11 protein-coding genes are annotated in these 14,492 nt (G+C 41.4%); 4 read left to right on the forward strand and 7 right to left on the reverse strand.

Annotated features, from left to right (window positions below; genetic code table 11):
• Positions 1-53 precede the first annotated feature (53 nt).
• From C5745_RS04130 to C5745_RS04140, 3 genes are all read left to right on the forward strand, one after another.
• On the forward strand, positions 54-725 hold the full coding sequence (locus C5745_RS04130; RefSeq protein ID WP_105715718.1) for a response regulator transcription factor: 672 nt from the start codon (positions 54-56) through the stop codon (positions 723-725).
• A gap of 4 nt (positions 726-729) precedes the next feature.
• Positions 730-2,010, forward strand: a complete 1,281-nt coding sequence (locus C5745_RS04135) for a sensor histidine kinase (protein WP_105715719.1) — start codon at positions 730-732, stop codon at positions 2,008-2,010.
• Between the two features lie 77 nt (positions 2,011-2,087).
• A complete protein-coding gene (locus tag C5745_RS04140; protein ID WP_105715720.1) occupies positions 2,088-2,531 on the forward strand; it encodes a PepSY-like domain-containing protein in 444 nt (147 codons plus the stop codon).
• Position 2,532: 1 nt separating this feature from the next.
• Here the strand turns inward: C5745_RS04140 and C5745_RS04145 are convergent, their stop codons facing one another.
• From C5745_RS04145 to C5745_RS04160, 4 genes are all read right to left on the reverse strand, one after another.
• On the reverse strand, positions 2,533-2,736 hold the full coding sequence (locus tag C5745_RS04145) for a YqaE/Pmp3 family membrane protein (RefSeq protein ID WP_105715721.1): 204 nt from the start codon (positions 2,734-2,736) through the stop codon (positions 2,533-2,535).
• A 33-nt stretch (positions 2,737-2,769) separates the two neighbouring features.
• Entirely contained in the window at positions 2,770-3,045 is a 276-nt protein-coding gene (locus tag C5745_RS04150) for a hypothetical protein (protein ID WP_133166286.1), read from the reverse strand.
• Between the two features lie 541 nt (positions 3,046-3,586).
• Positions 3,587-4,339: an isocitrate lyase/PEP mutase family protein gene (locus C5745_RS04155; protein WP_105715723.1), complete on the reverse strand. Its 753-nt coding sequence runs from the start codon at positions 4,337-4,339 to the stop codon at positions 3,587-3,589.
• Positions 4,340-4,399: 60 nt separating this feature from the next.
• Positions 4,400-7,018, reverse strand: coding sequence for a valine--tRNA ligase (locus tag C5745_RS04160; protein ID WP_105715724.1), 2,619 nt, complete (start codon positions 7,016-7,018; stop codon positions 4,400-4,402).
• A gap of 190 nt (positions 7,019-7,208) precedes the next feature.
• Here C5745_RS04160 and C5745_RS04165 point away from each other — a divergent pair, with 190 nt between their 5' ends.
• Positions 7,209-9,143 carry an LTA synthase family protein gene (locus C5745_RS04165; protein ID WP_105715725.1) on the forward strand — a complete coding sequence of 645 codons (1,935 nt, stop codon included), beginning with the start codon at positions 7,209-7,211 and terminating at the stop codon, positions 9,141-9,143.
• 16 nt (positions 9,144-9,159) lie between these two features.
• Here C5745_RS04165 and C5745_RS04170 read toward each other — a convergent pair whose 3' ends face one another.
• The 3 genes from C5745_RS04170 to C5745_RS04180 form a co-directional block, all read right to left on the reverse strand.
• Complete coding sequence (locus C5745_RS04170) at positions 9,160-10,170, reverse strand: hypothetical protein (RefSeq protein WP_105715726.1); 1,011 nt, start codon at positions 10,168-10,170, stop codon at positions 9,160-9,162.
• 86 nt (positions 10,171-10,256) lie between these two features.
• On the reverse strand, positions 10,257-11,495 hold the full coding sequence (gene odhB / locus C5745_RS04175) for a 2-oxoglutarate dehydrogenase complex dihydrolipoyllysine-residue succinyltransferase (RefSeq protein WP_105715727.1): 1,239 nt from the start codon (positions 11,493-11,495) through the stop codon (positions 10,257-10,259).
• A gap of 147 nt (positions 11,496-11,642) precedes the next feature.
• Complete coding sequence (locus C5745_RS04180; protein WP_105715728.1) at positions 11,643-14,372, reverse strand: 2-oxoglutarate dehydrogenase E1 component; 2,730 nt, start codon at positions 14,370-14,372, stop codon at positions 11,643-11,645.
• Positions 14,373-14,492: the final 120 nt, after the last annotated feature.

Here is a 14,492-nt window from a genome sequence, read left to right on the forward strand (position 1 = left end):
AATTTCCAAAATCTTTCCTAATTATGTCCGTAATATCGTAGTTTAGTTTAACAATGAAAGTACTAATTGTAGAAGATGAAACGGACCTCTGCGATGTGTTAAAATCATTTCTCGAGGCCGAAAAATATATGGTGGAAACCGCTAATGATTACGCTACCGGGTTGGCTAAATTGGTTAATTATGACTACGACTGCGTGTTATTAGATATTATGCTGCCTGGTGGTACCGGAATGCAGCTGTTAACTGAGCTGAGGGCATTGGGAAAAGACGGCTCGGTCATCATCATTTCGGCTAAAGATTCCGTTGAGGATAAAGTAGAGGGCTTGGGATTGGGGGCCGACGACTATTTAGCAAAGCCTTTTCATCTGGCAGAACTACTGGCCCGTATCAAAACGATAATCCGAAGGAGAAACCATCACGGTGAACAAGCCATTCAGTTTAAAGATATTAAATTGTTTCCAGAAGAACGTAAAGTTCTTGTGGGAGCGGATGAATTACAATTAAACCGAAAAGAATACGACTTGTTATATTACTTTATGATCCGTCCGGAAAAGCTCATTACGAAAACGTCACTTGCCGAAGCCGTCTGGGGTGATGATGCCGATCAGTCGGATAACCTTGATTTTATCTATTCCCAAATAAAGAATTTACGACGAAAACTAAAAAACTATCAAGCAGAAGTCGATTTTCAGGCCGTCTACGGCGTGGGCTATAAAATGGTATAATACGATGCAAGTCTCTCTTAAGAACTATACCTTACGTTATTTGAGCATTGCTTTCCTGATGATCATCACCATTTGGGCAGCTTTATTCTATGCCTTTATTTTGGAAGAGGTCTACGACAATGTAGACGACGGACTGAAAAACCAAAAGATATTGATTTTAAGAGCGGTTTACGAGGATCCCGGATTGCTAGAAACAGATAAGTACGGTATCAACCAATTTCGAATTACGCCTGTAAGCGACGACGATGATTTTTCGGAGCAGAATCAACTGAACAATGAGTTTTTCTATATGCCATATGATGACGAGATGGAGCCCTACAGGGTGTTGCGGACGGGGTTTTATGCTCCAGACCAAAAACCATATCATCTGGAGATCCGCACGTCCACAGTAGAGGAAGATGATTTGATACTTAACCTGACCACTGCGCTCATCGTTTTATATCTTGTGCTTGTTTTGGGAGTATATTCAATCAATGAATTAGTTCTGCGACGAGCTTGGCGCCCATTTAATATTATTTTAGAAAACCTAAATCTCTACCGCTTTGGAAAAAAAGATGATCTGAAAGCCCTGTCCACGAATATTGTGGAATTTAATCAATTAAATAAAGAGATACATCGGATGTGGCGCCGAAATGAAGAAGTGTTTGATGAACAAAAGCGTTTTATCGAGAATGCAGCCCACGAGTTACAAACGCCCTTAGCTATCACGATTAATAAATTGGAAATGTTGATGGAGGACGAATCACTGTCTGAAAGCCAACTGACGCAGCTAGCTGCTTCGAAATCGTCGTTGCGGCGGCTTGTAAACTTGAATAAAGCCTTGCTGATGCTATCAAGGATTGAGAATAAACAGTATAAGGATGTTGATAGGATCGGGCTGAATCAGCTCGTGAAGGAGATCAGTGAAGACTATAGGGATTTTTTATCGTTTAAAGGTATAACGCTGCAAGTCGAGGAACATGCGGTTTTTGATGTGTCGATGAACAAAGATTTGGCGCTTGTACTAATCTCAAACTTATTCCGGAACGCTTTACGATATAATATTAAAGGCGGAATCATATCCATATGTATAAGGAAGAATCAGCTTTCGTTGGCTAATACGGGGAGCCAGAGCCCGCTAGATCAAAAAAAGATTTTCAGTCGCTTTCATAAAGGTACGCAAGATAGTCAATCAACTGGTCTGGGGCTTGCCATTGTAAAATCTATCGTAGATACCTACCCTGAGTTGTCAATCGATTATCGCTTTGAGGGAAGTTGGCATGTTTTTTCTTTAGAAAAACCATGATGGACTAGTGGAATGGCCTCATTCCCAAAAGTTTCCTAAATCAATTGAAATCTTTGTGTTAGTAAAAACGTACTGGAATGAAATCGCTATTAAAAATAACCTTGTCCGTATTATTGTTGTTTATGATAACAGCCGCTTCTGCACAAGACAAAGCTATATCGTTTACGAAGTTGCCTGCTAAAGCGCAAGCATTTGTGAAAAAGCATTTTTCGGAGAAAGAGGTCGTTAAGGTTTCGATGGACACCGAATATCTTTTTAAGAAGGAATATGAACTTACCTTAAAAAGTGGCTCGAACATCGAGTTTGATGCCGACGGAGTATGGAAAAAGGTGGAAATGAAAAAGAGCGCTGTGCCAGCTATACTTATACCGGCGAACATTTCTCAATATATCCATAAGAGCTTTCCGAATACGTTCGTGAAAGGAATAAAGAAGAATAGGAATGGGTATGACGTTGAAATTTCAAACGGACTTGATTTGGAGTTTTCAAACGAAGGCAAATTTATTAGGATAGATGACTAAATTATACTCCCGGACGCTGTAACTGTCTTTCTAACCGTCGAATGCGGTTCTTGTTTTTTCCGTCTATACGGGAAGCCACCGCCCAAATCGCTGCTGGCAGCCACCCGATTAGCGTAAACTGCAAAATAAGGCAGATAAAACCAATTAATATTTTCCCTCTTAAAAAAAAGGATAACCATGGAAACAGGACTGCTATCAATATCATAACGTATTGTCTAATTTTTTGTAATTCGGTTGCTTAATAAGGCTTGTCGTTGTGAACAGATTTCTCTTTTTTGCCGATCCGCTCGAAAGTAATGTTTATACCAAAAGCCAAAGCCAAAATAATACCAATAACGAGGGCGAATGGAACAAGTATAGCTACAATAAAAGCGACGACGAATGGAAGTCTAACATATTCTTTACCGGTCTTTGAAGTAACACTGACCTCGTTTTCCTGAATCCAGTCAACAATTTTTTGAAATGTGTCGGAGATGCTCCCACTGTTTAACGAGTATGTTTTTTTCGTTTCCATGTTTCTATTTTTAATGGCGTTATTTTTATCTCTGTTTGTATACTCCAAAGATAAGCTGCTTGTCAAATATAAACGATATAGAATAGGTATGCTAGCAGTATCTCTCGGTAAAAGTAGTGTACCAATCGGTAAAAATACACTAATTTGTGCTAATATTTTCCGTTGCGAATTGATCTTCCTACGGTATTAATAATTTTTTTTACGAAAAATTAACCGCATCAAGAAACCTTTTCCAAGGAAGATTGTTCTAAGGAGGATATGAATGCTACAAAAATTGGGTGGCTTCATCGCCGCTAAAAAACGAGGTGTAGAAACATCAAATGAATTAGGTTATGGAAGAGAATTTTGACGTACCCCAGAGAAGCCAAGAAAGCATACAACGGGGGATGATGCCAAACGAATCGTTTCTGATGTTCATGGTCGGTTTTGTACTGTTTGTCTTTAAGCTTTGTAAACCTTAAGACACCATAAGAAGATTGGATAGGATGAAATTAAAATAGGGATTTCAGTTCCCTATTTTAATTATTTTACCAAAGTTTGTTTACGACGAAGGAAGCCTCGGCTCATTCACAAAATACCGAAATACCTCTGCATTCTTTTCCACCAGCCATTCATAGATTTTCGCTCCATGGCTGAGCCGTTTTACCCCCCATTGATGTAACGTTTCCAGATCAGGCAATTTATCAGTTAAAAAAACATTGAGTGGGAGTTGTGTAGATGCAACTAATTTTTCAATATCTTCTTTTGTTTCCACAAGTGGAATAAAGAGTCCGTCCGCACCCGCTTCTTGATATAACGCAGCTCGTTTAATAGATTCTTCCAGTGCTTGGGGATGCCCTGTCGTGTATGTGTCAGCTCTGGCGTTGATAAACATGTCAGGGGTAGCGGCTTTAATTGCGCGTATTTTATCGGCCAACAACGGAGCATCCAATAGCTTTCGTTCACCCCCTATGACTTTTCCGTCTTCGAGGTTGATTCCTACGACGCCTAGATCTGACAGCTGTCGAACATATCCGGCGACGGTATCGGGGTTATCATCGTAACCGGCCTCGAAATCTACCGACACAGGAATATCGACAGCGTTAACGATACGTTCAATCATAAACAGTATTTCGTCCATCGATATTTGTTCTCCGTCTTCATGTCCTAAAAGATTAGCAATGGCATGACTAGAACTTCCCAATGCTTTAAAGCCGGCATCTTGTGCTACTTTCGCACTTTGGGCATCCCATACGTTTCCTAATATTAATATCGATTTCTCCTGATGAAGCTGTTTAAAAATAGTCTGCGACATAATCATGTGTTTTACTAGAAGAACAGCAGGGAGGCCATTTGGTTTTCTATTTACTTGATTTTACCCCAAACTTATAAGGCTCTCTGCGAGAATCTTAATCTTTGCTTCGGCGTCGGCCTTTTTGTTACGCTCATTTTCCACGATTTCCGGTTTGGCATTCTGTACGAAACGCTCATTTAACAGCTTTTTGTCTACAGAAACCAAGAATCCCTGGAGATAAGCTATCTCTTTTGTAATGCGTTCACGTTCCGCTTCCAAGTCTATATTTCCAGTATCCAATTTTACGTAGCATTCATTCTTTCCGGCTAGGAAGCTTATAGCCCCTGTTATCTTCTCCTGTACAAAGTTCAACTCCGAAACATTCGCTAATTTGATAATACTATCCTGATACTTCGTGAAATCAATCTCTGTTCCGTTAATGGCCAAGGGCAAGGTCGTTTTCGGTGACATCCCCTTGGAATTTCGCACATTGCGCACTTCCGAAATGATTTGTTGAACGATGACAAATTCCTTGATTATTTGCTCATCGTAAGCTTGTACGGTAGGATATTGGGCCACGATAACGCAATCTTGAGCATCGCGTGAGCCAAATAATTCATCATGCCACAATTCTTCTGTCAGGAATGGCATAAATGGATGTGCCAGTGTCAATACATTTTGAAAAAGAACTTTAGCCTTTTCGAGCGTTTCCTTCTCAATGGGCGTTTGATACGCTGGTTTCACTAATTCAAGGTACCAAGCACAGAAATCATCCCAAATCAATTTATAAGTCGCCATTAAGGCATCAGAAAGACGATAATTAGCAAAATGTTCATCAATTTCGGCTACCGCTTGGTTGAAACGGTTTTCAAACCACAACGCTGCCGTTTTTTGCGCGGAAGTAGCCGGTGCATCTGTACTTTCCCAACCTTTCACCAAACGGAAGGCGTTCCAAATTTTATTAGCAAAGTTTCGCCCTTGTTCGCAATAAGCAACATCAAACATGAGGTCGTTGCCCGCAGGAGAGGAGAGAAGCATACCTACGCGTACCCCATCGGTACCATATTGTTCCATTAGTTCAATGGGGTCGGGTGAATTGCCTAATGATTTGGACATCTTTCGACCCAATTTGTCACGGACGATTCCGGTAAGATATACATTTCGGAATGGAGGGGTCTGCGTGTACTCGTGCCCCATAATAATCATACGCGCTACCCAAAAGAATAGAATCTCCGGTGCGGTTACCAAATCATTAGTAGGGTAGTAATATTTGAAATCTTCATTTTCCGGATGACGTACACCGTCGAATACAGACATCGGCCATAGGCCCGATGAAAACCAAGTGTCCAAAACGTCGTCTTCTTGTCGGATACCGTCTGCAGACTTCCCATCTGCTTCAAAAGCTTCCTGGGCTTCTGCCTCGGTTTTGGCTACCACCCACTCATTCCTTTCGTTGTACCATGCTGGGATACGTTGCCCCCACCACAATTGACGGGAAATACACCAGTCTTTTACGTTTTCCATCCAGTGCTTGTAGGAAGCAAAGAATTTTTCAGGAATCAACTTAATTGAGCCGTTCTCTACATATTCTAATGCCGGTCTCGCCAATTCGTTCATTTTGCAGAACCATTGCATTGAGAGCTTCGGTTCTATAGCCGCATCGGTACGTTCGGAGAAGCCTACTTGCGATTTATAGTCTTCGATCTTCTCAATCTGACCAGCTTCTTCCAGCATCTTTGCAGCTTTCTTACGTGCTATAAAGCGGTCTTCCCCAATGAGTATTTGTGCCTTTTCATTCAATGTCCCATCGTCGTTCAGAATATCGATAACAGGAAGGTTATGTTTCTGCCCTAACTCGTAATCATTGAGATCATGCGCGGGCGTTACTTTTAAACAACCAGTACCGAATTCCATCTCCACGTATTCGTCTTGGATAATAGGAATTTCGCGGTTTATTAAAGGAACAAGGACTGTTTTTCCTTGCAGATGCTGATAGCGTTCATCAAGAGGATTGATACAAATGGCTGTGTCTGCCATGATTGTTTCGGGACGCGTAGTGGCGATGATAATATAATCTTCACTATCTTTGACTTGATAGCGAATGTAATATAGTTTTTGGTTGACTTCTTTACGGATAACTTCTTCATCGGAAAGCGCTGTTTTTCCTTGTGGATCCCAGTTCACCATTCGTACACCACGATAAATATAGCCGTCTTTGTAAAATTTAATAAACGTATCGATAACCGCTTCGGACAAATCGGAATCCATGGTGAACTTCGTGCGCTCCCAGTCGCAAGATGCACCTAATTTTTCTAATTGTTTTAAGATGATACCGCCATATTTTTCTTTCCATTCCCAAGCGTGTCTCAGAAAGTCCTCGCGACTCAAGGATTCTTTATCAATGCCTCGTTCTTTAAGCATAGCAACAACTTTAGCTTCGGTAGCAATAGAAGCGTGGTCAGTTCCCGGTACCCAACAAGCATTTTTGCCTTGCATGCGTGCACGACGGATCAATACGTCTTGAATGGTATTGTTTAGCATGTGTCCCATGTGGAGAACGCCCGTGACATTTGGCGGTGGCATGACAATAGTATACGGTTCGCGCTCGTCAGGTGTAGAACGGAAAAAACCATTCTCCATCCAATAAGAATACCACTTTTCTTCCGCTTCTTTAGGGTTGTATGTTTTTGCTATGCTCATTATTGTAAATCATTCAAAAATCGAAACGCAAAAATACGGAATAAAGAGCAGATTGCGAATATCGGACAACGTGTATTCCCAAATAATAATGTAAATTTGAAATTAATTTTATATTAAATTATTGTAAATAAGATGGAGGTAAATGTACTTTACCCGTATGTTGCTTGTAGGTTGATTTTTTGCTTTGCTGATGAAAAATAGGTTATCTTATAACTTGGTCAATACTTTTTGGCTGCTGGTTATCCAGTTTTTCCTGTTACTAATTTTATATACCGTGTTGCGGGCAGGATTTTATACATATAACAAGTCGTTGTTTCCTAGTGTGGAAACGGATGATTTTTTTCGTATGCTGTGGGGAGGTGTAAAATTTGATGTGGTAGCCTTGCTTTACCTGAATATGCTTTACATCTTGATGCAGGGCATACCTTTGCTTTTCAAATACACGCGCTCTTACCAGAAGGCAGCCCAATGGCTTTTTATCATCACCAACAGTTTGGGGGTTGCGTTAAACCTGGTTGATTATGCATATTATCCGTTTACCTTAAAAAGAACAACAGGTACGGTGTTTAGTCAGTTTGCTAACGAAGATAATCTCACTAAGTTGGCTTTTGATTTTGTGTGGGGGTATTGGGGACTGGTGTTGTTGTTTGTGGCTTTGATCTTTGTGATTAGGGCCGTCGCACGTATAGTTATCGTATATCGTCCGGTAAAGCTTTCGATTCCGTTTTACACTGCCCATGCGATGCTATTCTTAATGATTGCTTTCTTATTTGTAGGAGGGGTACGTGGAGGATGGGCACACAGTACGCGTCCAATCACGCTGAACAATGCGGGGGACTATGTACATAGCCCTGAAGAGATGAATATCGTACTGAATACACCTTTTAGCATACTGAAAACGTTGAAGGCGGTTCAGTTTAAGGAAGTTCACTATTACTCGGAAGAAGAATTGGAGCAAATTTATCCTGTTATTCATCGGCCCAGTGATACAGCTGTTTTTAAGAAAGCGAATGTGGTGATCTTGATTTTAGAGAGCTTCGCGAAAGAGCATATCGGAGCATTAAATAAAGATATACAAGGTGGAAATTATAAGGGGTATACGCCATTTTTGGATTCGTTAATTGCGGATTCGTATACATTTTCAAGAACATTTGCAAACGGACGAAAATCCATCGACGCATTGCCTTCGATTATTACGGGGATTCCATCCATAGGGGAACCTTTTGTACTATCGATATATTCCGGAAATAAGACCACAAGTATGGCAAAGTTATTGGGCGAGGAGGGATACGAAACAGCATTCTTTCATGGAGCACCCAATGGTAGTATGGGGTTTTCGGCGTATATGCGACTGGCAGGAGTTCAACATTATTTTGGTAAGGACGAGTATAATAACAACAAAGATTTTGATGGGATGTGGGGAATCTGGGACGAGCCTTTCATGCAATTTATGGCAAAAGAACTAAATAATCTTCAACAACCCTTTTTCGCCGGATTTTTCTCTTTGTCATCTCACCATCCCTTTAGAGTACCTATCCAGTACGAAGGGAAATTTCCAAAAGGTCCTCTTCCTGTACAAGAACCTGTAGGCTATGCCGATTACGCTTTGCGGCAGTTTTTTCAGACGGCTTCGAAAATGCCATGGTTTGACAATACATTGTTCGTCATCTGTGCCGACCACGCGACCGTTAGTCATTTACCCGAATATAAGACATCAGCTAATAGTGTGGCTATTCCGATTGTCTTCTATCATCCGAGTAATAAAAACTTACGCGGCGTTTCGGACAAGTTGGTACAACAGATCGATATTATGCCTACTGTAATGAATTATTTGGGTTACGACAAGCCCTATTTTTCCTTCGGATTTGATGCCTTTGCCGATAATAGTAGTAATTTCTCGGTCAATAATATTAGCGGCACATATTGTTTCTTCCAAGGGGATTATTTTATGACCCACAATGGAGAGAAACCTCTGTCCTTGTTCAATTTAAGAGTAGACCGCTTGGAACAAGAAGATGTATTAGCCGAGGAAGCACAGGTTGCAGACAGCTTAGAACGTAATTTGAAAGCCTTTATTCAGCAATACAATAACCGTATGATACATAATAATTTGGTTGCACCTTAAAGCGAACGTGTGTTTACTAAAACAACGTTTTGCCGAACCTATATCGCAGGGTAAAAGCTTGTTGGTTGCTGACTTGATCAGGAGCGAAATGGAAAGAAGCTGTGAATTTTCCTTCCAGATTTCGTTTTCTGAAAGGTATCCAGCCCAAATCAAGGCGATTGTACGTATCCCGGTGATAAAACGAATCGCCATTGGGAAGATGCTGTGGGTCGCCCAGATATATGGTGTTATTTAAGAAGAATTGTTTGTAGCCTAGATGAATATTTGAAATGAAGCCTTTGGCTACGCGGAGGTCGTATTCCGTGCGTACGCGGTCAAAACCGACGGCGGCGCCCGCATCTATAGTCAAGGAGTCCAAAAAAGTCCTGTTACCTAGGTCGGCGCCCACCCTTAAAAGTACTATTCCATTGTCTTGAATATGCTCGTCCATTTCGTCATTGCTAGTCAATGCATTGTGATAGAGGAGTGCATCATCCGCGACAAAGAAGCTCCCAAAAGTATATTTCCCAGAAAGTCCAACAATAAAACGTTCACGATGCCGAGGGCTTTGTTTGCTCAGCCAATCGATATAGATAGCCTGCTTGATATGTTGGTTCTGAAATGCAAAATACATGCCTTCTATATTCGGACGGTCGTACATAAACGTATCCGCCAGTACCATCTTGGGTAGGTCAGCCAGCCGTTCGTGACGTGGCAGGAGACCTAGAGCAAAATCAATATTTTTGTTCTTGAAATTATAATAGGCAATAGGGGATACGCGTTCCTTGTTTTCGCTATGCATACCGAAATCCTGATTGTAGTGAAGTCCGCCGTAAACACGATGGTTGCTGTCCAATTCAAAATAAAGCTTAGGGGATAAGATGGCACCAAAGAAAGTTTTGTCCTCCGTGTAGATAGATTTGTACTCTCGGTTGTCGGCATAGCCAAAAAAATCGACTTCTAAACCGATTTCTTGTGCATCGGATATAAAGGCGATCTTACAACATAAGAACGTAAAAAAACCTATGACGCGTAGAAATTGTTTCATGAACGAATGTGTGCTAAGAAAACGTGTCTCAGAAAAAAGGTCGTCTCTACGGGAGAAGACGACCTTTTAGAGAATATTGGTGGATTTTACACTTCTAGTAATAGCCGTGCAGGGTCTTCCAGTAATTGTTTTACACGAACAAGGAAACTCACGGATTCGCGGCCATCAATGGTGCGGTGATCATAAGATAATGCGATATACATCATCGGACGAATAACCACTTGACCATTTTCAGCTACCGGACGTTGCACGATATTGTGCATACCTAGGATAGCGGATTGAGGTGCATTGATGATTGGAGTCGACATCATCGAACCAAATACACCGCCATTAGTGATCGTAAACGTTCCGCCAGTCATTTCCTCGATAGTCAATTTGTTGTCGCGTGCTTTTGTCGCTAAGTTGATAACTTCTTTTTCAATTTGGTACAGGCTCATAGATTCAGCGTTTCTGATGACCGGAACCACCAAGCCTTTAGGAGCAGAAACCGCGATAGAAATGTCAGCGAAGTCCGAATATACGATTTCGTTTTCTTCGATACGTGCATTAACCGCCGGCCATTCTTTTAATGCCATGGTTACGGCTTTCGTAAAGAATGACATGAAACCTAAACCAACACCATGTTTTTCTTTAAAAGCATCTTTGTATTTTGAACGGAGGTCCATGATTGGCTGCATGTTTACTTCGTTAAACGTCGTTAACATAGCCGTTTCATTCTTCACGCTTACCAAACGTTTCGCAATTGTTTTACGAAGCGAGGTCATTTTTTCCCGACGCTCATTGCGTGACCCCGTAACAGTGACCGGTGCCGAAGATGCCGGCTCGGAAGCAGCTTTGTTTTCTGCTTTAGACGTTGCAGGTTTAGCTTGTGCTTTCTCTGCATCTTCTTTGGTAATACGACCATCTTTGCCCGTGCCTTTGATTGTTGATACGTTGATTCCTTTCTCTCTCAATATTTTAGCCGCAGCCGGAGACGCTGTTCCCGCTGCGTAGGAATCCGAGCTTTCAGCTTCTTCCTTTGCCGGCGCAGTTGTCTCTTCTCTTGCAGTAGGAGCCTCTTCTTCTTTATCTGCACCTCCCGCCGGAGCATCCCCATCTTCGATGCTACATACTACCGCACCAATTTCTAAAGTATCACCCTCTTGTGCAATAATTTTGAGAATACCTGCTTTTTCTGCTGGTAATTCAAAAGTTGCTTTGTCGGATTCCAATTCAGCGATGTTTTCGTCCATTTCTACATAATCGCCATCTTGTTTTAGCCATTGTGCCAAGGTCACCTCTGTGATCGATTCTCCTACGGCAGGTACTTTGATTTCTAAGCTCATATTTTTGTTTTCTATTATATCAACAACAAGGATACTTGTTAATATGTTTTATATTTCAAACCTAAATAAATTCATTTTTATATGCAATATATCCACCTCAGCATATAAGTTAATTTATTTCGCTTTCTTCAGCCATCAAGGACTATTTTAAAGAAGAAATGCGTTATTAATTATCTCCGTTTGTTGTGCTAAGTGCCGTTTCATATACCCCGTCGCAGGCGATCCGCTTTCTGGACGAGCTATAACGCGTAGGTTCAGTGACGAACCACTGAGTTTACGGCAATAAAAAGGCCACGCGCCCATGTTTTCATTCTCTTCCTGTACCCATACGAACTCTGCTTTCGCATATTTTTTGCGGAGGGCTTCAAGTTGATCGTATGCAATAGGGAATAATTGCTCGATACGTACCACTGCAACATCTTTACGTTTATCAGCGTCTTGTTTCTCCAACAAGTCGTAATAAATCTTGCCCGAGCATAGCACGACACGTTTTACAGACTTGGCTGCTACGTTCTCATCGTCTATTATTTCTTGAAAAGCTTTTTGTGTAAAATCGGTAAGGGAAGAAACAGCCTTCGGATGCCGTAAAAGGCTTTTCGGCGTTGCTACAACCAATGGTTTACGGAAGTCGCGATGAAGCTGACGACGTAACAGATGGAAATAGTTTGCAGGTGTTGTACAATTTGCCACAATAATATTATCGTTCGCACTTAATTCCAAATAACGTTCTATGCGACATGACGAGTGTTCAGGTCCTTGCCCCTCCATTCCGTGAGGAAGTAGCATAACAAGTCCATTGGAGCGTTTCCATTTTGTTTCTCCCGAGGAGATGTATTGATCAAATACAATCTGCGCACCGTTAGCGAAGTCACCGAATTGAGCTTCCCAGATTGTCAGCGCGTTTGGATTAACCGACGCATAACCGTATTCAAATGCTAATACTGCATATTCTGATAATAAAGAATTGTATATACAGAATTTGTCTCCACCTTTTAGTTTCGACAGTGGTGTGTAGGTCTCGTCTGAATCTTCTAAAGTTACGACAGCATGACGATGAGAAAAGGTACCGCGTTGTACATCCTGTCCGGAGATACGCACGCGATAATCTTCGTTCAATAGCGTAGCATAAGCCATGAGCTCACCCATTGCCCAGTCATATTTGTCTGTTTCGATCATCTTTAACCGGTCCTCATAGACTTTGGTGATCTTCCGGAAGAATTTCTTATCTTTTGGCAAAGTGTTCATTTCTTTTGCCAATTCTAAAAATAACGTTTCGGTAACTTTAGTGATTACCGGTTTGTCAATATCAGATTGTCTTGCCGGCCGTAGCCCTTTCCATGCCCCCGCAAACATAGGGCGTTCGTCACTAATCTCCTCCACTGCTTTGGCCGCATCTAATCGGTCTTGTAAAATGGCACGAAAATCTTTCTCTAACGTTTTAGCGTATTCAGCATTGACAGAACCTTGTTTGATAAGCTTATCTACATAAATAGCCAAAGTGTTCGGGTGTTTTTCGATAAGCTTGTATAACGAAGGTTGTGTAAATTTCGGTTCATCTGCTTCATTATGACCAAAACGTCTGTAGCCCAAAAGGTCGATGAATACATCAGTTTTGTATTTCTGCCGATATTCTACCGCGAGATTAATAGCATACACCAATGCTTCGACGTCGTCACCGTTGACGTGGAAAACAGGAGATAACGTAACTTTCGCGATGTCTGTACAATAAGTCGACGACCTACCATCTTTATAGTTGGTAGTAAAACCTACCTGGTTGTTGATCACAATATGAATAGTACCACCTGTTTTGTAACCATCTAGTTTGGACATCTGTATGGTTTCGTAGACGATGCCTTGAGCAGCTACAGCAGCGTCCCCGTGGATAAGAATCGGTGCTATCTTCGAAGAATCGCCGCCATATTTCATATCGATTTTAGAGCGTACCATACCTTCCGCAACGCCATCGACGGTTTCTAGATGAGACGGATTTGGCGCAAGACTAAGGTGAATGTTCTTTCCCTCTTGGCTCGTGATATCCGAAGAAAAACCCAGGTGATATTTTACGTCGCCGCCAAACTGTGTTTCGGGATCCGCTTCGTACATTTTCCCTTCAAATTCAGAGAATATGGTTTTATAAGGCTTACCCATAATATTGGACAGTACATTCAAACGGCCACGATGTGCCATTCCGATAACAAATTCTTCAATACCAAGCGATGACCCTTTCTGAATAACAGAATCTAACGCAGGTATCAAGGATTCGCCACCTTCTAGCGAAAATCGTTTTTGTCCTAAAAATTTTGTACCCAAAAAGCTCTCAAAAATAACAGCCTCGTTTAGCTTCTTTAAAATACGTTTTTTGCTTTCTATCGGGAAGTTTGGCGTGTTTCTATCCGCTTCCATCCGATCTTGTAGAAACTTAATTTTTTCCGGATGGCGGATATAGCGAAATTCTGCGCCGATAGAACGACAATAAGTGTCCTCGATAAATTGACGGATGTCTTTGAGTTTAGCAGGGCCGAGGCCTATTTCAACACCCGCGTTGAAAACGGTTTCCATATCCGCTTCGGATAAACCGAACGTTTCCAGTTCTTTTCCCGGAAAGTACTTGCGGCGCTCACGAACAGGGTTGGTTTCTGTAAACAAGTGTCCACGGTCACGATAACCATGAATCATGTTTAATACTTTGATTTCTTTAATGGTGTGTTCGGGAGTTTGTTCGGCAATGGTTTCTCCTCCGTAAGCTTGTCCGAAATCGAATCCTTCAAAAAACTTTTGCCAACTGGCGTCTACTGAATTTGGGTCTTCCTTGTATGCTTGATATAACGAGTCAATATATCCGGAATCTGCGTTACTCAAATATGTTAATTTATCCATGAGGAAATCTTACGTATAAAAATTTTGTCCAAAGTTAACAAATATTAGATATTATGTCATGGATAAATGCAATAAAAAACAAGTTTAAACCGGGGATAGCGGTATATATAGAAATAATAT

This window comes from Sphingobacterium haloxyli (assembly GCF_002980525.1).
In the GTDB taxonomy this organism is placed as follows: domain Bacteria; phylum Bacteroidota; class Bacteroidia; order Sphingobacteriales; family Sphingobacteriaceae; genus Sphingobacterium; species Sphingobacterium haloxyli.